14 protein-coding genes, 1 tRNA gene, 1 other RNA gene and 1 pseudogene are annotated in these 19,115 nt (G+C 66.5%); 9 read left to right on the forward strand and 8 right to left on the reverse strand.

The window, feature by feature from the left end; genetic code table 11:
* The first annotated feature begins 117 nt into the window (after positions 1-117).
* From ACD584_RS17325 to ACD584_RS17350, 6 genes and pseudogenes are all read left to right on the forward strand, one after another.
* Positions 118-1,148: pseudogene (locus tag ACD584_RS17325) on the forward strand (3-oxoacyl-[acyl-carrier-protein] synthase III C-terminal domain-containing protein).
* Positions 1,148-1,996, forward strand: coding sequence for an MBL fold metallo-hydrolase (locus ACD584_RS17330; RefSeq protein WP_076036800.1), 849 nt, complete (start codon positions 1,148-1,150; stop codon positions 1,994-1,996). The pseudogene ACD584_RS17325 and the gene ACD584_RS17330 overlap by 1 nt, the downstream one beginning before the upstream one ends.
* Complete coding sequence (locus ACD584_RS17335; protein ID WP_076036801.1) at positions 1,993-2,952, forward strand: NAD(P)-dependent oxidoreductase; 960 nt, start codon at positions 1,993-1,995, stop codon at positions 2,950-2,952. Before ACD584_RS17330 ends, ACD584_RS17335 begins: the two co-directional genes overlap by 4 nt.
* On the forward strand, positions 2,943-4,091 hold the full coding sequence (locus tag ACD584_RS17340) for a glycosyltransferase (protein ID WP_070694383.1): 1,149 nt from the start codon (positions 2,943-2,945) through the stop codon (positions 4,089-4,091). Before ACD584_RS17335 ends, ACD584_RS17340 begins: the two co-directional genes overlap by 10 nt.
* On the forward strand, positions 4,069-4,683 hold the full coding sequence (locus ACD584_RS17345; protein ID WP_162277118.1) for a hypothetical protein: 615 nt from the start codon (positions 4,069-4,071) through the stop codon (positions 4,681-4,683). The genes ACD584_RS17340 and ACD584_RS17345 overlap by 23 nt, the downstream gene beginning before the upstream one ends.
* On the forward strand, positions 4,668-5,912 hold the full coding sequence (locus tag ACD584_RS17350; RefSeq protein WP_076036802.1) for a glycosyltransferase: 1,245 nt from the start codon (positions 4,668-4,670) through the stop codon (positions 5,910-5,912). The genes ACD584_RS17345 and ACD584_RS17350 overlap by 16 nt, the downstream gene beginning before the upstream one ends.
* Positions 5,913-6,209: 297 nt before the next feature.
* Here ACD584_RS17350 and dxs read toward each other — a convergent pair whose 3' ends face one another.
* From dxs to ACD584_RS17375, 5 genes are all read right to left on the reverse strand, one after another.
* Positions 6,210-8,126 carry a 1-deoxy-D-xylulose-5-phosphate synthase gene (gene dxs / locus ACD584_RS17355; protein WP_076037844.1) on the reverse strand — a complete coding sequence of 639 codons (1,917 nt, stop codon included), beginning with the start codon at positions 8,124-8,126 and terminating at the stop codon, positions 6,210-6,212.
* Positions 8,127-8,304: 178 nt separating this feature from the next.
* Positions 8,305-8,961 carry an HNH endonuclease gene (locus ACD584_RS17360; RefSeq protein ID WP_042598499.1) on the reverse strand — a complete coding sequence of 219 codons (657 nt, stop codon included), beginning with the start codon at positions 8,959-8,961 and terminating at the stop codon, positions 8,305-8,307.
* An 806-nt stretch (positions 8,962-9,767) separates the two neighbouring features.
* Entirely contained in the window at positions 9,768-11,561 is a 1,794-nt protein-coding gene (locus ACD584_RS17365; RefSeq protein ID WP_076036803.1) for an acyl-CoA dehydrogenase C-terminal domain-containing protein, read from the reverse strand.
* 37 nt (positions 11,562-11,598) lie between these two features.
* A complete protein-coding gene (locus tag ACD584_RS17370; protein ID WP_012438035.1) occupies positions 11,599-12,078 on the reverse strand; it encodes an LEA type 2 family protein in 480 nt (159 codons plus the stop codon).
* 75 nt (positions 12,079-12,153) lie between these two features.
* Positions 12,154-12,690 (reverse strand): lipocalin family protein, encoded by a 537-nt coding sequence (locus ACD584_RS17375; protein WP_076036804.1) that lies wholly within the window; start codon positions 12,688-12,690, stop codon positions 12,154-12,156.
* 179 nt (positions 12,691-12,869) lie between these two features.
* Between ACD584_RS17375 and ACD584_RS17380 the strand changes: the two genes are divergently transcribed.
* Positions 12,870-12,945: transfer RNA gene (locus ACD584_RS17380), tRNA-Phe, on the forward strand.
* A 268-nt stretch (positions 12,946-13,213) separates the two neighbouring features.
* Here ACD584_RS17380 and ACD584_RS17385 read toward each other — a convergent pair.
* Positions 13,214-13,288, reverse strand: a non-coding RNA gene (locus ACD584_RS17385) — sX9 sRNA.
* A 330-nt stretch (positions 13,289-13,618) separates the two neighbouring features.
* Positions 13,619-14,476, reverse strand: coding sequence for an excinuclease Cho (gene cho / locus ACD584_RS17390; RefSeq protein ID WP_070690933.1), 858 nt, complete (start codon positions 14,474-14,476; stop codon positions 13,619-13,621).
* A 469-nt stretch (positions 14,477-14,945) separates the two neighbouring features.
* Here cho and ACD584_RS17395 point away from each other — a divergent pair, with 469 nt between their 5' ends.
* Positions 14,946-17,807 carry a PAS domain-containing protein gene (locus ACD584_RS17395; protein WP_228438083.1) on the forward strand — a complete coding sequence of 954 codons (2,862 nt, stop codon included), beginning with the start codon at positions 14,946-14,948 and terminating at the stop codon, positions 17,805-17,807.
* Positions 17,808-17,960: 153 nt separating this feature from the next.
* Here the strand turns inward: ACD584_RS17395 and ACD584_RS17400 are convergent, their stop codons facing one another.
* Positions 17,961-18,158, reverse strand: a complete 198-nt coding sequence (locus ACD584_RS17400) for a KGG domain-containing protein (RefSeq protein ID WP_070690938.1) — start codon at positions 18,156-18,158, stop codon at positions 17,961-17,963.
* A gap of 277 nt (positions 18,159-18,435) precedes the next feature.
* Here ACD584_RS17400 and ACD584_RS17405 point away from each other — a divergent pair, with 277 nt between their 5' ends.
* Entirely contained in the window at positions 18,436-19,053 is a 618-nt protein-coding gene (locus ACD584_RS17405) for a hypothetical protein (RefSeq protein ID WP_175611629.1), read from the forward strand.
* Positions 19,054-19,115: the final 62 nt, after the last annotated feature.

A 19,115-nucleotide genomic window follows, 5' to 3' on the forward strand; every position in this document is an offset into this window, starting at 1 on the left:
CGCACGAACTGCCGCCATCCCCATCCCATCGCTACGGATGGCGCCGTGCTCGCCGTGCAAGCCCCACGACTGCGCCGACACTGCGGAGGCAGCTGGGTCTGCCTGGCCGGCCACGGTATGCTGCGCGCCTTCACCAACGAGGCGGATCTGTTGAACGCATTGCCGCTGCGCATCCTGGGCACCGGGTGCCACGTTCCCGCCACGGAAGTGACGTCGCAAGAACTGGACGCACGCTGGCAGTTGCCGCCGGGAACCACGTTCGCGCGGCTGGGCGTCGCCACGCGCCACTACGCGGGCGCGGGCGAAACGGCCTCGTCCATGGGCGCCGCCGCCGCGCAAGCGGCATTGGCTAGCGCTGGTATCGACAGCGGCGAGATCGACTGCCTGATCTCCGCCTGCAGCGTGATGGAGCAGCCGATCCCGTGCCAGGCAGTGCTGATCCAGCGTGCCCTGGGGCTGGGTGACTCTGGCATCCCGGCATTCGATGTCAACGCCACCTGCCTGAGTTTTCTGGTCGCATTGGACATGGCCGCAAACGCGCTGGCCCTGGGCCGCTATCGCCGCGTGCTCATCGTCTCCAGCGAAGTGGCGTCGGGCGGGCTGGATGCGGCGGTGCCATCGACCGCCGGCTTGTTCGGCGATGGCGCTGCCGCCGTGGTGGTGGGGCGCAGCGCGCCGGACGAAGACTCGGCGCTGCTGTCCAGCCGCCTGGCCAGCTACGGCAGCGGTGCCGAGCTGTGCCGCATCCGCGGTGGCGGCAGCCGCTATCCGCGTGGCGAAGACACCACGCCCGAAGCCACGCGGGTCTTCACCATGGATGGGCGCGGTGCATATCGCTTTGCGGCGCGCCACCTGCCGGCGTTCTGGATCAGCTGCTGCGCGACGCCGGTACCGAGACCACCGCTCTGCGCTGCCTGATCCCGCATCAGGCCTCCGGTGGCGGGCTGGATCATGTGGTGCAGGCGCTCGGCCTGCGCCCGGAGCAGGTGGTGCGCATCCTGCACGCGCATGGCAACCAGGTGGCGGCATCGCTGCCACACGCGCTGCATCAGGCCAGGGTCACGCAGCAGCTGCAGCGCGGCGAACTATTCGCGATGCTCGGCACCGGCGCCGGCCTGTCGATCGGCGGCATGGTGTTGAGGTACTGATGGCGACGCGGGTCTCGGTCGAGTTGTTGCGCATCGGGCATTGCCGCCACTGCGAACGCATGGTGCGCGCGGACGGGCATTGGCATGCAGTGGAATTCCCAGCGTTGAGTGTGCTGATCCGGCATCCGCAACGCGGTGCGCTGCTCTATGACACCGGCTATGCAGAGCATTTCTTCCGTGCCACCGATCCGTTGCCGGAGCGGCTGTATCGCTGGGCCACGCCGGTGACCTTGCCCGCCCAGGAGCGTCTGCAGGCGCAGCTGGCGCGCCGTGATCTGGCGCTCGACGACATTGGCTGGTGCCTGATCTCGCATTTCCACGCCGACCATGTCGGCGGTCTGCGCGATCTGCCCACTGCGCGCTTCATCTGCCTGCACGCCGACTATGCGCAGCTGCGCGCGGCCTCGCGCCTGGGCGGCCTGCGGCGTGCACTGCTGCCGCAACTGCTGCCAGACGACTTCGCGCAGCGCGTGCAGTTTGCCGAGCAGGCGCCGCAGCGCGCACTCGGTGGCGCGTGGAAGGGCCTGGGCGTGGGCTACGACCTGTTCACCGATGGCAGCGTGATGGCGGTGGCGTTGCCCGGGCACGTGCCGGGGCAGATGGGGCTTTTGTTACGTGACCAGCACGATCGCGAGGTGTTGCTGTGCGCCGATGCGGTGTGGTCGTCGGCCACCTTTGCAAGCTTGGCGTGGCCGGCCTGGCCCACACGCCTGCTGATGCACGACTGGTCCGCGTTCCAGCGCACCGTGCGCGTGCTGCATGACTTGGTGCAGGCGCATCCGGAGCTGGCGATCCTGCCATCGCATTGCCAGCCCAGTCTGGACCGTTATCAACCGGAGTGGCGATGAGCCTGCGTATTCTTGTCACCGGCGCATCGGGCTTTGTGGGCGGCGCCTTTCTGCGGCGCTTTCAGGGCCAGCCAGGGTTGGACATCCACGGCATCGGCCGCCGCGCCTGCGCGTTGCCCAACTACCATCGCATCGACCTGAGCCAGCCGTTTACGCTCGACTGGCGCCCGGATGTGGTGATTCATGCGGCGGCACTGGCGTCTCCCTGGGGCACTCGCGCGCAATTCGAGCTGCACAATGTGCAGGCCACCGCGAATGTCATCGACTTCTGTGCCCGCAACGGCAATCCGCGTCTGCTGTACGTGTCATCGAGCTCGGTGTTCTACCGCGAAGAACATCAGTACGGGCTCAGCGAAGACAGCCCGATCGGGCCGCGCTTCGTCAACACCTACGCGCAGACCAAATACCTCGGCGAGACACTGCTGGACGGGTACGCGGGCGAGAAGAGCATCCTGCGTCCGCGCGCGGTATTTGGCCCCGGCGACACCGTGCTGTTTCCGCGTGTGATTGCTGCCGCACGCAAAGGAGCGTTGCCGCGCTTCGTCGGCCAGAGCCAGCCGGTGATCGGCGATCTGATCTACATCGATGCGCTCTGCGACTACCTGTACCGCGCCGCCGTCGCGCCGCAACTGCAACCGTCGTACAACCTCACCAATGCGCAGCCGGTCGATCTGCAGCAGCTGCTGCTGGATGTTCTGGCGCGCCTGCAGTTACCGTTGCCGCAGCGGCAGGTGCGCATCGGCACGGCGTTGCGGATGGCCAGTGTGGTGGAGGGCGCCTACCGGTTGCTGCGCCTGCGTGGCGAGCCGCCGATCACGCGCTTCGGCGTGGGTGTGTTTGCGTACTCCAAGACCTTCGACCCGCGCCGCACGCTGGCCGACCTGGGCACGCCCAGCGTTGGCCTGGACGAAGGCATCGACGCCTTCGTGCGTTGGCAGGCAGCGCAGTGGGTGTAATTACGCTGCTGCTGGCGTTGGCCTATGTCGCCGTGCTGATGCTGCGTGCGCTGGGCGCGTTGTGGATTGTGCAGCGCCGCGCCGCAGTGCAGGTGCCAGCGGGAACGCAGGCGGAGGTAGCGATCCTGCAACCCATCCTTGGCGGTGATGCGCATCTGCAGCAGGTGCTCGCCGCCAACCTGCAGGCGCTGCCGCACGCCCAGTTCGTCTGGTTGCTGGATGCCGAGGACGCAGCGGGCAACGCTGCTGCAGCAACCCTGGTCGCGCAGCATCCTGGCGTGCGGATCGCACGCATCACGGTGCCGCCCGCACCGCTCGGCATCAATCCCAAGGCGTGGAAGCTGCACCACGCACTGCCGCAGGTACAGGCATCCATCACCTTGATCCTGGACGACGATGCGCAGTTAAGCAGCGTTGCGCTGGCGCAGCTACTGCACGACCTGGCGCACGCCGATCTGGTGACCGCGCTGCCGTACTACCAGGACGGGAGCACGTTGGCAGGGCGGCTGCTGGCGCAGTTCGTCAACAACAATGCCGCGCTCACGTATCTGGGGTGGCTGCCATGGGCGGCGCCTCTCACGATCAATGGCATGTGCTATGCCGGTCGCACGCAGCAACTGCAGGCCTGGGGCGGATTTGCGCCATTGTTGGACCAGCTGACCGACGATCTGGCCTTCGCCGCGCATGTGCGTGCGCAAGGGGGGCGGCTCTGGCAGTCCACCGCGCCGGTGGCGATGCGCACTGCGTTGCCCGATCTGGCCAGCTACGTGCGGCAGATGCATCGCTGGATGTTGTTCGCGCTGTTGCTGCTGCGCCGCCAGCGCCCGGCCGTGAAGCTGGCGATCGGCGCGCTGCATGGGTTGCCACCATGGTTGTTGATCGCCACGCTGCTCTCGGCCTGCCTGCAACCCGGAGCGCTGTCGTTTGCAGCGGTGGCTGGCCTGCTCACCGTGCGTACCGCGCTGCTGTGCCTGCTGCAGTGGCGCACCACCGGCGAGAGCCGGCACCGGCCACTGCTGTCGCTGGCGGCCGAGTGCCTGCAGCCATCGCACCTGCTGCATGCGGCGCTAGTGCGCACGATCCGTTGGCGTACCCGTCGCTACCGCGTGCTGCCGGATGGGCGGTTTCGTGCGCAGTGAGCCGCTGTTGCAGATCGCCTTCCTCACCGGGCAAAGCGATCCGGGGCGCTGCGCGCTGAGCGAGGAGCAGCGCCTGTTTCTGCAGCAATTGCACGGGCACGGCAGGCGGCTGTTGGACTGCAACTATCCCTATCGCGCGGACGGCGCTGCGCATCGGCGCGTGCCAATCTGGCGGGCGAGTGCGGCCAACGCGCGGCAGTATCTGGCCGCGCGCAGTGGCCCGGTGGCGCCGCCTGAGCGCGCAGCAGTCATCACCCAGCTGGAGCCGGTGCCGCTCACGCTGCTGCTGGTCGGCAGCTGCGGCCTGCAGCTATTGGCGGCGTTGCACCTGCCGGCGCCACTGCGTGCGCGCGTCGCGGTGTTCGCCTACGGGCCGGTTGCGAATGCGTTGGCACCGTTCGAGCGGCAATGCATCGTGCAGGGTCGCCGCGACTGGATCTCGCGCGCGCTGTATCGCGGGCCGGTGGACATGCAGCCCGCGTGCGGGCACATGGACTATCTGCGCGACAGCACGGTGCGCGCGGCCTGCAAGGCGTTCGCGAGCGAAGTGGAGCAGGCCGGGCGGCGAGGGCAGACATGCGCATCGATCTGATCGCGCCGCCGTACAGCGGGCACCTGCATCCGATTTTGGCGATCGCGCGCCAACTGGCGGCACAGCACGACGTGCGCGTGATCAGTACACCTGCGGCAATGGCGCGCATCGCAGCGTGCGGCCTGCACGGCATCAGCGTGCTGGATGCGCAGGCCGACCAGCTGCTGGCGCAGATCGCCAATCCGCCGCATGCGGTCGGCCACAATCCGTTGCGGCTGCGCCGCCAATTGCACGCAGCATTGGGCCTGATGGTGCGGCTGGGTGAGGCCCTGCAACAGCACTACTGCGTGCGCCGGCCGGAGCTGATGATTGCCGACTTCACCGTGCCCAGCGCCGGGTTGGCGGCGCAGGCCATGGGCATTGCCTGGTGGACCAGCCTGCCGTCTCCTTGCGTGCTGGAAACCGCCGATGGCCCGCCAGCGTATTTCGGCGGCCTGTTGCCCGCGAGCGGTAGGTCGCAACGGATCTGGCATGCCATCGCGCGCCGTCTGACGCGTGGCTTCAAGCGCAGCCTGCATCGCTGTTATCGGCAGCAGATGCGTGCGGCCGGATTGCCGGCGCTGTACCGCGCGGATGGCAGCGAGGCGGTGTATTCGCCGCACTGCGTGCTCGCGCTGGGGCTGCCGTCGTTTGAATTTGCGCGGCGCTGGCCTGCCGCGGTGCGCTTCGTCGGGCCGCAGTTGTGCACGCCGCCCAATGACGTGCCGCCGCCCAGGTTCATCGACGGGCGCCGCCACGTCCTGGTGACGTTGGGCACGCATCTGCAATGGGTCAAGCAACGCATGGACGCGGACCTACGCGCCTTGGCGCCGCAGTTCCCGGACGTGGTGTTCCATTTCAGTGCGGGCGATACCACGCTGCCGCCGCAGCCAGCGCAGGGCAATTATCACTGCCTGCCGTATGTCGATTACGCACAGCATCTGCAGCGCTACGCGTTGGTGGTGCACCACGGTGGCGCCGGCATTCTGTACGCGTGCCTGGCGGCGGGGCTGCCATCGATCGTCTACCCGCTGGACTACGACCAGTTCGACCACGCGGCACGGCTGCAGGCAGCTGGTGCCGCGTGGTGGTTGCGCGATCTGGGCGGTTTGCCTGCGTTATTGCAGCAAGCGTTGAACGGCGACGCCGCGTTGCCCGGCGTCAACCGGCTGCAGGTGGAATTGCAGGAGATCAATGCGCAGGCACCGCTGCTGCAGTTGGTGCAGACCTTTGCGGCAATGGGCAAGTGACCACGCTTTAGCGTTGTGGTGAACACCAAAGCAGTACTGCAAAATTTTGAGCTTCAGAACGGAGTGCTTACAAAGCGCTGGCGTCAATTGCCAATCCGCTCACGTGCACGCATCGCAACACGGTGCTGCGTGCTGCAGGTGGTGGCCATCGGTCAGGCCTGCAGCATCGGATCGCGCTGCTGGCTACGCATCGCATCGAACGCGGTGTAGCGAAAGAAGACTCAGCCTCTCGCCATCGATCCCACGATGCGCGCAGGCCTCAGCCTGCGCTCCTCACGCCATGCAGCACAGCAGGCCTCAGCCTGCCGCTGCATTCAACGCTTGCTGGCCCTTTCCCATCAGCTGCGGCCAGCGCTTGAGCACGGCGGCGCGGATGCCGGCCTGGTCAATACCGGCCTCGGCGAGCAGGTCTTCGCGGCTGGCGTGGTGCTGGAAGCTGTCCGGCAGGCCCAGATGCAGCATCGGCATCAGCACGCCTTCGGCATTGAGCAGCTCGGAGACGCCCGAGCCTGCGCCGCCGGCCACCACGTTGTCTTCGATGCTGACAAAGCCTTCGTGGCTCTTGGCCAGCTCCAGCAGCGTCGCCTTGTCGAGCGGTTTGACGAAACGCATGTTCACCACGGTCAGGCCCAACTCGCGGCCGACCGCTTCAGCGGCATCCACCGTGGCGCCGAAGCCGAGCAGTGCGATGCGTGCGCCGCTGTGACGTAGCTGCGCCTTGCCGATCGGCAGGGTGGTCAAGGAAGCATCCAGTGCGGTGCCGGGGCCGGTGCCACGCGGATAGCGCACCGCGGCCGGGCCCTCATAGCGCAGGCCGGTGGTGAGCATCTGGCGGCACTCGGCCTCATCGGCCGGCGCCATCACCACCATGTGCGGTACGCAGCGCAGGAAGCTCAGGTCCAGGTTGCCGGCGTGGGTGGCGCCATCGGGGCCGACCACGCCGCCGCGATCGATCGCGAACAGCACATCCAGTTTCTGCACCGCCACGTCGTGCACCAACTGGTCGTAGCCACGCTGCAGGAAGGTCGAATAAATCGCCACCACCGGCTTGGCGCCTTGCGTTGCCATGCCGGCGGCCAGGGTGACCGCGTGTTGCTCGGCAATCGCCACGTCGAAATAGCGCTGCGGATATTCCTTGCTGAAGCGCACCAGGCCGGAGCCTTCGCGCATCGCCGGGGTGATCACCAGCATCTTGGGATCGGCCGCCGCCATGTCACACACCCAGTCGCTGAAGACATCGGTGTAGGTCGGCTTCTTGGCGCCGGCCTTGGCCACCAGGCCCTTGCTCGGGTCGAACGGGCCGACCGCGTGGTAACCAATCTGGTCGCCTTCGGCGAGCTCGTAGCCCTTGCCCTTGGTGGTGATCACGTGCAGCAGCTGCGGACCCTTCAAGGTCTTCAAGGTCTTCAGCGCGCCGACCAGGCTGGGCAGGTCGTGGCCATCGATCGGGCCTGTGTAGTGGAAGCCCATTTCCTCGAACAACGTGGACGGCACGAACATGCCTTTCCAGTGTTCTTCCCAGCGGCGCACGAAGCGCGCGGTGGGGTTGTTCTTCTTGTCGCCGAGGATCTTCTTGCCGCCCTCGCGGATCGCGTTGAGCGTGCGGCTGCCGCTGGCACGGCCGAGCATCTTGGTCAGCCCGCCCACTGCCTCGGAGATCGACATGCGGTTGTCGTTGAGGATCACCAGCAGGTTGGGTTCCGGGTCCATGCCGCCGGCGTGGTTGAGCGCCTCGTAGACCATGCCGGCGGTCATCGCGCCATCGCCGATCACCGCCACCACCTTGCGGTCGTCGCCATTGCGCTGCGCAGCGATCGCCATGCCCAGCGCGGCGGAGATCGAGGTCGATGAATGCCCAACACCGAAGGTGTCGTACATGCTCTCCTCGCGCTTGGGGAACGGCGCCACGCCGTCCTTCTGCTTGACCGTGTGGATCTGGTCGCGGCGCCCGGTCAGGATCTTGTGCGGGTAGGTTTGATGGCCCACGTCCCACACCAGTTGGTCGACCGGCGTCTGGTAGAGATAGTGCAGGGCGACGGTGAGTTCGATCACCCCCAGACCCGCGGCGAAATGGCCGCCGCTCTTGCCCACCGATTCGATCAGGTAGGCACGCAGTTCGTCGGCGACCGCGGTGAGGTCGGCCTCCTCGAAGCTACGCAGATCGTCGGGAGTCTGGATGCGCGACAAGCGCGGATAGCGGGTGGAGTCGATCATCATCGTGTCAATGTGCTGAAGCCATATTGTCCTCCCCATGCGAAGGACCGGCAAGCAAACCGGTTCAGGTGTCAGCGGGAAGTGATGGCTGCAGTAGCCGTGATGCGCGCGTGGCGTGGCTGCAACGCGTGCCTGCGACGAACTGTCGCAGTCGCATGCGGGCAAGCGCGAGCGCGGTCTAGAGCGAGAGCTTGGAGCGCTTGGGCAGTTGCGCCCGCAAGAACGCCATCTGGTCTGACAGGATGTTGCGGTTGGACAGGATCAGATGCTCGATCCAGCTCGGCCGGTAGGGCACGGCCAGCAGCGGCATGTGCGCCTGCTGCGGCGTACGGTTGGCCTTGCGCGAGTTGCACTGGAAGCACGCGGTCACCACGTTTTCCCAGCTGTCGCGGCCGCCCTTGGATACCGGCATCACGTGGTCGCGGGTGAGGTGCGGGCGGCTGAAGTGCTGGCCGCAATACATGCACAACTGCGAGTCGCGTGCGAACAGGGCGGTGTTGGTGAGGGTGGGCGTGGGGTCGAGCGCGCGCGAGCGGGCGTGGCCGCGTGCCGCGATGATCGGATGCAGCTCCAGCACGCTGCGCTCGCCGGTGAGGCGCGAAACGCCGCCGTGAATCTGCATGCAGGGCTCGCCCAGCGTCCACGACACCGCATCGCGTGCATACAGGCAGGCGGCGTCTTGCCAGTTGATCCAGTCCAGCACACGGCCATGCGCGTCCAGGGAGAGCAGGCGCACGGTGGGCAAGGGCGGGAATGCGGCGACAGCGCTGCCCGTGACCGGGGCGGGGAAGCCTCCGGGGACGATCACATCACCTACGTGCGTGTCTGTCTCCATCGGGAAAACAGCTTATACCCGATCGTTGACAGTTTGTGTATCTGCGGGATCTCGGCGGTTGTTCGACTGTGCGGGCGGCGGCGGTGTGTGTGCTGTGAAGCCATGGGTGGCCAGGACGATCCGGCGAATGGCCGCAGCGCCTACAGGCGGGCGCGGTAGACACGGGTGCCATCGACAACGGCGTCATGCATCGTAGGAGCGCACTTGTGCGCGAATGAGCGTTACCGATAAGGCTACGAAGCGTCACCGGGCAAGCTTCATCGCGCGCAAGCGCGCTCCTACGCGCTGCTGGTTTCTGATGCGTTGGCGCGTCCAGCCCGGTCCTGCGCTGGTTGCTGCAGGCGCTGGCCGAGCACGTCGGCGTCTTGCATGTCTTTAGAGGGTGCACCTCAAGAACACCAAACCGGCTCGCGCCCACGCTCTGCCAACTTCGGCCGCCTGCTGAGCTGCCGCGCGCTGGCCCGATCGGCCCAACGGACTAACTAACGGCCGCGAGGCGCCAGCGGCACGCGAGCATTGCGATCGATGCACTTGTAGGAGCGCACTTGTGCGCGAAGGAGCGTTACCGATAAGGCTTCGAAGCGTCACCGGGGAAGCTCCATCGCGCGCAAGCGCGCTCCTACGTAGGGCTGGCGTCCGGGTAGGGCGCTTTCTTCAGCATTGCCGAGGGGTGACTAGCCGCAAACGCTGGCGAGCACCGCACCCACACCCGCACCGACACGACAGCGACGCCCGCTTCGACACCCGACAAGCCCGCTCTCAAAGCACAGCGGTCACGCAGGGCAACATCGCAGCGACACGGCTGCTCACCCTTGCCCAAACAACTCCGCTTCCAGCGTCATCAACGGGGCGGCGCCGCTGCGGATGGTGGCCGCGTGGGTGAGGGTGCGCGGCAGGATCCGGGCGAAGTAGAAGCGCGCGGTCTCGCGCTTGGCGCGCTTGAACTCCTCGCCGTGCGCGGAGGCGTCGGCGGCCGCCACGCTGCGTGCCCACCAATAGGCCAGCACTACGTAGCCCGAATAGAACAGGTAGTCGTAGCTGGCCGCGCCCAGTTCGTCCGGGTTGCGGGCGGCGCGGTCGAGCACGTCGCGGGTCAGCATGGCCCACTCGCTGGCCTTGTCGCGCAAGGGTTTGATGAACTCGGCCAGGGCCGCGTTGTCGGCATGCGTGTTGGCAAAGGTTTCCACATCGGCCAGGAACAGCTTGAGCCCGGCGGCCTGGCTGCTGGCGGTCTTGCGGCCGATCAGGTCCAGCGCCTGGATGCCGGTGGTGCCTTCGTAGATGGTGGTAATGCGCGCATCGCGGGCCAGCTGCTCCATGCCGTATTCGCGGATGTAGCCGTGGCCGCCGAAGCACTGCAGCGCGTGATAAGTGTTTTCCACCGACCACTCGGTCTGGCACGCCTTGGAGATCGGGGTGAGGAAGCTCACCAGCGTCTCGGCATCGGCGCGCTCCTGTTCGCTGCCGCCGCGGTGCGCCACATCGACCAGGCTGGCAGCATGCAGCGCCAGCAGGCGGCTGCCTTCGGTCAGCGCCTTGATGGTCAGCAGCATGCGGCGCACGTCCGGGTGCACGATGATCGGGTCGGCCGGCTTGTCGGGGAATTTCGCGCCGCTGAGCGCGCGCGATTGCAGCCGCTCGCGGGTGTAGCGCAATGCGTTTTGATAAGCGCGCTCGGAAAGGCCAATGCCCTGCAACCCCACGCTCAGGCGCGCGGTATTCATCATCGTAAACATGGCCTGCAGGCCCTTGTGCGGCTGGCCGACCAGATAACCCTGCGCGCCCTCGAAATTCATCACGCAGGTCACCGAGCCCTTGATGCCCATCTTGTGTTCGATCGAGCCGCAGTGCAGCGCGTTGCGCTCGCCCACGGTGCCATCGCGGTCCACCTTGAACTTGGGCGTGACGAACAGCGAGATGCCCTTGGCGCCGGCCGGTGCGTCCGGCAGCTTGGCCAGTACCAGATGCACGATGTTGTCGGTGAGGTCATGCTCGCCGGCGGTGATGAAGATCTTGGTGCCGGTGATGGCGTAGCTGCCGTCGGTGTTGGGCTCGGCGCGGGTCTTGAGCAGGCCCAGATCGGTGCCGCAGTGCGGCTCGGTCAGGCACATGGTGCCGGTCCAGCGGCCATCGATCAGCGGCTTGAGGAACACCTCTTGCTGCCACGCCTCGCCGTGCTGGCGCAGCGCTTCCATCGCGCCATGCGAGAGCAGCGGGAAGTTGCCCCAGGCCAGGTTGGCGGCGTTGATCATCTCGCTCAGCGGCACGCCCAGCGTGTGCGGCATGCCCTGGCCGCCGAATTGCGGCTCGGCGGTGAGCCCGTTCCAGCCGCCTTCGACAAACTGGTCGTAGGCCGCGCGGAAGCCGGGCGGGGTGGTCACCGCATGGGTGCTCTTGTCGAAGGCGCAGCCGATCTCGTCGCCGATGCTGTTGAGCGGGGCCAGGACCTGGGCGGTGAAGCGGCCGGCTTCTTCCAGCACGGCGTCGACGATGTCGGCACTGGCGTCGGTATAGCCGAGCCGGGCGAACAGCGCCTCGGCGCCGAGCACGTCGTACAGGCCAAAGCGGAAGTCGGTCAACGGTGCGATGTAGCTGCTCATGCGGGATCCTTGAAGCGTGTGCGTGGAGGCGTGCGCGTCAGCGCAGCACGCCGTTGAGGCCCGGAGCCGGGCTGAGCGTGTTGCGCGAATCAACTGCGAACTCGCGTTGTTTCTTGTCCTGCGGGGTGGCCCACACCGTACCCTTGAGCGTGTACGGCAGCGAGCGGCCACCGGCCAGCACATCGGCAATGGTGATGCGGCCGAGCGAGGCGGGCTGCAGGCTCACCGTCACGACATCGGCGGTTTCCGGGCCGATCGAAATGCCCACCGCCTGGTCGAGTTTGCCGGCAACCCCATCGCCCATGCCGATTTCCAGCGCCACGCGCTCGAAGCGCATCGGAATGCTGCTGTAGTTCTGCAGGCGCAACTCCACCGACCAGCCACCGTCCGGGCGCACGGTCAGCTGCTGGATGCGGGCAGTCGGCTCGGAGACACGGCGAACCGCGCCGCCACCGCAGGCGCTCAACAGCAGGCCGCACGACAGCGTCACGATCAGGAGGCGAAAGGCACGGTGCATGAACTCGGTTCCTTGGCGGGTTGGTGCATTGCCAAGAATACTACGCAGTACGGTGCCGCCTGGCGGTGGCCGCCCTCAGCGCAGTGGCGCCGCCACAATCAGGGGCGACAGGTCGTAGCCCATCTGCGTGGCGGTGGCCTTCAACTGCTCGAACTGCGCGCGCGGCATCTCTGGCGAGCGCGACAGGATCCACAGGTACTTGCGATCCGGCTCGCCGACCACCGCCCACTGATAGTCGGGATCGAGCGCAATCACCCAGTAGTCCGCCCAGACCAGCGGGATCCACGACAGCCATTCCGGCGCAAAGCGCACCTGCAACTGCCCGGGGTGCCCGGCCACCGGGCGCGCCACGCCATCGGCCTGGGTCAGGCTGCCATCGGCAACGCGGCAGCCATTGCGCACCCCGATCAGGCCGTCGTCGCGCAAGGTGTAGCTGGCGGTGATATCGCTGCGGCATTTCTTCTGGAACGACACCGGCAGATGGGCGATCTCGTGCCACTGCCCGGCATAACGCGAGATATCCAGCGCCGGCACGGCGCGCACCGGTTGCTGCGCAAGGGCAGCAACCGGCAGCAGGGCGGCGAATGACAACAACAGGCGAGGCAGGCGCATGCGAATCTCCAAAGGACGCGCGCAGGCTAGGCCATCGGCGCCCCCGCTTGGCGTGAACCGGCGCAAGAAACCCGGCTGCGGCTCAGCCCCAACACGACATGCGCGCGAACGCTTGCCGAAATCCCGCACGCTCGTTATGATGCGCCTCCTCGCAACGCAGGCATCGCGTCGCAGGCAGTGGCCGAGTAGCTCAGTTGGTAGAGCAGGGGATTGAAAATCCCCGTGTCGGCGGTTCGATTCCGTCCTCGGCCACCAGTTCTAAGCATTGCAGCGCGGGCGTTTCGCCCCTTCTAGCCGCTGCTGATATCAAGAATTTTGAAGTCTACCTGCGCAGATTTGCACCAGGCGCGAAGGTTCACTCTTGCGTTGCATCTGGCGATGGCGTCCAGTGACCGATCCATTCCATTCGGTGCGACGTGATCGGGATGCACGCCAAGCCACCGTGTTGCAGTCACGCGCACCGGCGGGCAGGTGTTGACGCTGCGGCCAAATGAAGTGCCGCGTTGCGTGCTGGGCTGAAAGCGGCTAACAAAACGTAGCGAGCAGTCGTCAGGTGGGTGCGGACGGCGCGGAGGAACCGGAGTGTACGTGGGTACATGCCGATTCCGAGCACCGGCCGCGCCCGCCTTGAGGCTGCGCAGTAGTTTTGATAACTGCTCTAAAACCTGATTGCACGCGCTGGCCGTAGTGCGGCGCACGCCTGGCCTTCTACGACCAGGCCGCGATCCAGGTGGTGGAAGGGCTGCCTCCGGTGGTGGATACGCTTTGGCTGATCCATCGCGCCGAGTGGCCGTTGTCTGCGCGCGCGCAACAGGTGGTGGCCTGCATGCACGCAGTGTTCGTGCAGCAGGTGCCGGCCACGCAGCAGCGCAGTGCTGTGCAATCGCGCCGAAGCAGAAAGCGCTGAGCCAGTTGGGCCCGCTTGCGGCTACAGCAGCGACACGCAATGCAGCTGCGTCTCCAGATATTTGCGCAGGATGCGGTAGCAATCGCGGTCGAATGCACCGGGTGTCGCCTGCAAACGGCGTGCGCCCGCCAACGAAGTGGCGCTGCCCAAATAGTGCCAATCGCGCAGCACATGGAACTGGGTGAATTGCGCGCCTTGCTCCTTCAGCGCGATGGCGCCGGGAAATGGCCACGCCGCCTGTTCCAGATGCTGCAGCACGCTGCGTAGCCGTTCTTCGTGTGCGTCTAACGGCTCGGCACCATGGCAGGCGCCGCTGCAGCGTTTCAGCATGGCGCGGAAACAGGGCCGGCCTGCTTGCAGCCGCTCCAGTCCCAGCAAGCCGTAACAAAGATGATGCTGGTCGGCGAGGCGGCGCAACGTTTCCTTGGCCGCGCGCGGGCTGGAATACAGCCCATACAACCAGGGCGCTGCCGCCGGATCGATCTCGCCGGAATGTTCGATCGACACCTCGCCACGATACAGCCGGATCGAAAACTGGCGGGGGATCTGCCGCAGCTTCTGGTTGTACAGCGGGCGCAGGGTCTTGATCAGCTGCGACTCCAGTAGCTGTGCGCCGATATCACCGGCCATTTCGATCACCTGGATGCTGCGCGTCTGACGCAGCAGCGAGGCTTCGGCCGCGTTACGGAAATGGTCCATGACGCGGTTGCGCAGGTGGATGCTCTTGCCGATGTACAACGGCAACGTGCTGCTCTGTCCATTGAACAGATAGACCCCGGGCGTGGCCGGCAAGGTGTCCAGTTCTGCACGCAGATGCTCGGGGTAGGTGTAGTCCGGAGCGCCCCAGCTGCGCTTTGCCCGCTCAGCGCGCCCCACCATCGCCGGCCTCCTGTCTCGGTGGTAACGCGTTGCTTGGCGCGATGCCAGGCGCGCAGTGCCGCCGTTCAATCAATGTGGTGCGGCGAGTAGCCGTTGTGGTGCGTGTCATCGGCGGCGATGCTGCCAAGCACGCGTCTCAGCGGATGAGACGCGTGCGCTTGTCGCTCAGCAGGCTGTGGCCATGGCGCAGCGCTGCGCGCACCAGGCCGCGCGGCAGTGAACGGTTTAGCGTTTTGCCGCAGCACAACGACCGGCAGGCGGACGGAAATTGTGGCGATGCTGGCGGGCGCGCTATCGTCTCGCCCGCGACGGGCACAACCGATGCCGCACGCGGGCAGTCTTCACGGGGGAGTCGCTAACGCCATGGAGCATGCACGACGCTGTCGACCGCCCGCCGTTCGATGGCAAGACGCATCGCGCACGCCTGCCGTGTTCCCGGCAGTGGTCCACCCCAACTACGTCAGACGCGATGCCCGTTGATCCCAGTGGTGAGTCGTTTTCCTTCCTTGCCGGTGGTGGCGAAATGGGCGCGCGGATGCGTGCGCACGACTGGAGTGGCTCGGCGCTGGGGCTGCCGTCGCAGTGGCCGCAATCGCTGCGTTCGGCGCTGTCGATCTGCCTGAACTCGCCGGTGCTCGCCACGGTGTTGTGGGGCCCGGACCTGGTGATGCTCTACAACGACGCCTATATCCCGTCGATGGCCGATCGCCATCCGTGGGCGTTGGGCCAGCCGGTCTCCGAGGTCTGGGGCGCGTCCTGGGAACAGGTGGCGCCACCGTTCCGCCGGTGTCTGCAGACCGGCGAAGGTTTCGAGCAGCGGCATGTGGAACTGCCGATGGTGCGTCGCAGCGTGCCGGAGACGACCTATTGGAACTTCAGCGCCGCACCGATCCGCGGCGAAGACGGCAGCATCGTGGGCCTGTTCAACCAGGGCATCGAGATCACCGAGACGGTGCGCGCCGATCGCCTGCGCGCCGCCGAAGCCGAGCGGCAGCGCCGGCTGTTCGAACAGGCCCCCGGGTTCACCGCGATCTTGCACGGCCCGGAGCATGTGTTCGCCTTCGTCAATGCCGCTTATTTACGGCTGGTGGGCGGTCGCGACATGCTCGGCATGAGCGTGCGTGCCGGCCTGCCGGAGCTCGAAGGCCAGGGCTTCTACGAATTGCTCGACAGCGTCTACAGCACCGGCGAGCGCTTCGTGGCGTCGGCCGTGTCGATCCAGCTGCAGCGGACCGGTACCGGCGCCGAGCAGCGCTTTGTCGATTTTGTCTATGAGCCGGTCAAGGACGATGCCGGCCGCGTCACCGGCATCTTCGTGCAGGGGTTCGACACCACCGATGCGCAGCAGGCGCAGCAGGCCCTGCGCGAGAGCGAAAAACGCTACCGCATGCTGTTCGAAAACATCGACGCCGGGTTCTGCATTGCCGAGGTCAAGTTCGATGCGCAGGGTCAGGCAATCGACCATCGCATGCTCGCGGTCAATCCGGCCTTCGAGCGGCATACCGGCCTGACCGATGTGGTGGGCAAATGGTCGAGCCAGTTGCTGCCCGGCATCGAGCAGGAGTGGCACGAGGCGTATGGCCGCGTTGCCCGCAGCGGCGAGCCGCTGCGCTTCGAGCGCGAGGCCGCACGGCTGGGGCGCTGGTACGACGCGCACCTGTTTCCGGCCGGCACCCACGACAATCACGTGGCGATGCTGATCGTGGACATCACCCCGCGCCGGCGGGTGGAGCAGCAGTTGCGCGACTTGAACGAGACGCTGGAGCAGCGCGTTGTCGAAGCATTGGCCGAGCGGCGCCTGTTTGCCGACTTCGTCGATAGCACCGACGCGGCCGTGCTCGCTTGCGACATGGACTTCACCATCCTGGCCCTCAACACCGCCAGCGCCGAGGCTTTGCGGCTCGCCTATGGGGTATCTGCGCATGTGGGCGACAACCTGCTAGGTCTGCTGGACGGCTTGCCCGAACATCGCGCGCAGGTGGCGCGCCACTGGGGCCGCGCGCTAAGTGGCGACGAGTTCCTGGTGCTGGAGGAGTTCGGCGACCCGGCACGCGCGCTGCGGCATTACGAAGTGCGCTTCAGCCAGCTGCGCGATCGCCATGGCGGACGAGTGGGCGCCTTCCAGGTGGCGCAGGATGTCACCGACCGCGTGCAGACCGAAGCCAGTCTGGAGGTGGCACGCGAGGCGTTGCGGCAGAGCCAGAAGATGGAAGCGGTGGGGCAGCTCACCGGCGGGTTGGCGCACGACTTCAACAATCTGCTGACCGGCATTTCCGGCAGCCTGGAGTTGATGCAGACACGCATGGGCCAGGGCCGCTTCGACGATGTGGAGCGCTACATCGCGGTGGCGCAGAAGGCGGCCGGCCGCGCCGCAGCGTTGACCCATCGCCTGCTGGCGTTTTCGCGCCGGCAGACGCTCGCGCCCAAGCCGACCGATGTGAATGCATTGATTGCCGGCATGGAAGATTTGATCCGGCGCACGGTGGGGCCGTCGATCGAACTCACCACGGTGGCCGAGCAGGCGCTGTGGCCCGCGTTGGTGGACCCATCCCAGCTGGAAAATGCGCTGCTCAACCTGTGCCTCAACGCGCGCGACGCGATGCCGGACGGCGGCCGCATCACCATCGAAACCTCCAATAGCTGGTTGAACCATTCCGCCACGCAACAAAACGAAGTGCCCGACGGCGAGTACCTGTCGTTGTGCGTGAGCGACACCGGCACCGGCATGCCCGAAGACGTCATTGCGCGCGTGTTCGAGCCGTTCTTCACCACCAAACCAATCGGCGAGGGCACCGGCCTGGGGCTGTCGATGATTTACGGTTTTGCGCAGCAGTCCGGTGGCCAGGTGCGGGTGTCGTCGACCGTGGGCGAGGGCACCACCGTCTGCATCCACTTGCCGCGGCATCTGGGCGATGCCACCGGCGATGCGCAAGCGCGCACGCTGCCGGCGATGCCGCGTTCGCAACAGGGCGAGACCGTGCTGGTGGTGGACGACGAACCCAGCGTGCGCATGCTGGTGGCCGACATCCTGGAGGAACTGGGCTATACCGCGTTGCAGGCGGTGGACGGCGCATCCGGCTTGAGCGTGCTGCAGTCCGATGTGCGGATCGATTTGCTGATCACCGATGTTGGCTTGCCGGGTGGCATGAACGGGCGGCAGATGGCCGATGCGGCGCGGATCGCGCGGCCGCGCTTGAGCGTGTTGTTCATTACCGGCTATGCGGAAACTGCTGTGCTCGGCGACGGCCAACTTGCGCCGGGCATGGCCGTGCTGACCAAGCCGTTCGGTATCGATGCGATGGCGGCGCGCATTCGCGAGATGATTCGCTAGGTGTTCGCGGCAATGCTGTGCGGTGGCATCGCGTTGCCGCGCCTGCGCGAGATGCACAGACAGCAGGGCGCTCTCGGGCGCCCGGTCTCAGGTCAATGACATACACCGTGAGCGCTTCCGGAGAGCGCATGGCCCTCCGGAAGCGCCGCGCGGTCAGCGATTGCCGCCGCCGCTGGACTGGCCGCCCTTCTTGCCGGCTTCGCGTGCTTCTTCCGAGCTGAATTCGTGTGCGTTGCCGCTCTGATGGGCTGCCTTGCCGCCCTTGGAGGCGATTTCCCGCTGCCTGTCTTCATCCATCGAAGCAAAGCCGCGGTTACTGGTGCCGCCCTGGTTTTGGTTCTGATTTGCCATGGAGAGTTCTCTTGGTTCGTTGCTTGGGGAATGCACGCACGCGTTTGCGTGGTGCGGGGCAGAGCATCGCGCTGCCTGCATAAAACGCACGTCGGCGATGCGCCAATCGCACGTGAGCGGATAAGCGAACTTGACGATTTTTCTTCACTCCCAAGAAACGGCGATGGCGATGGCTAGCGCGTAGGCATGTGGACGGATGCATCCGCGTTCGGTCGCGCATGCCCAGACGCATAGGCAGTTGCACGGCCGGCTATGCTGCACGCCCGGCACGAAATGGATGAGCATGCAGATGCGAGGTCACGCAGCGGCGATGGTGTTGGCAACGGCGATGGCAACCGGCCCCTGTGCCGGAGCGGCGCTGCCGCCCGAGCTGAGCGCGCACCTGCCTGCCGGGTACACGCTCATCCAGGCGGTTGATGCGGATGTGAACGGCGATGGCCGACCCGATTACCTGGTGGCGTTGCGGCGCGCCGACGAAGCAGCGCAGATCGCCGCCGGCAAGGATGCACCGCAGCGGCTGTTGCTGGTCCTGATGCATACGGCCGATGGCCGCTTTGTCGAAGCCGCGCGCAACGCGCAGGTGATCTTCAAGGCCGATGACGGTGGGCAGTGCGATCCGTTCGACGACGACGGCCAGGGGTTGGTGGCCAAGGGCGCCTATTTCACCGTGCAGAACGGCGTTGCATGCGGCCAGCACTGGACCGACTACATCACCTTCCGCTACGACCGCACGCAGCGTGCAGTGCTGTTCCATGTGCGCATCATCGAAGACTGGGTGACCAACCCGGACGCAGAGCGCGATGGCGAGGCGCTGCGCCTGAGCCGGCACGAGGTGATCAAGGCCGACCCGCGCAAGCCGGTGACGCTGTCTGCCTACAGCCCCATCGGTGGCTAGCGTCGCGCTAACGTGATGGCGTGATCCGCAGGCGAGTGCCGGGCTTGGCATCGGCGTGTGCG

Origin of the sequence: Xanthomonas sp. NCPPB 2922, from assembly GCF_041520885.1 — a bacterium.
Taxonomy (GTDB): domain Bacteria; phylum Pseudomonadota; class Gammaproteobacteria; order Xanthomonadales; family Xanthomonadaceae; genus Xanthomonas; species Xanthomonas campestris.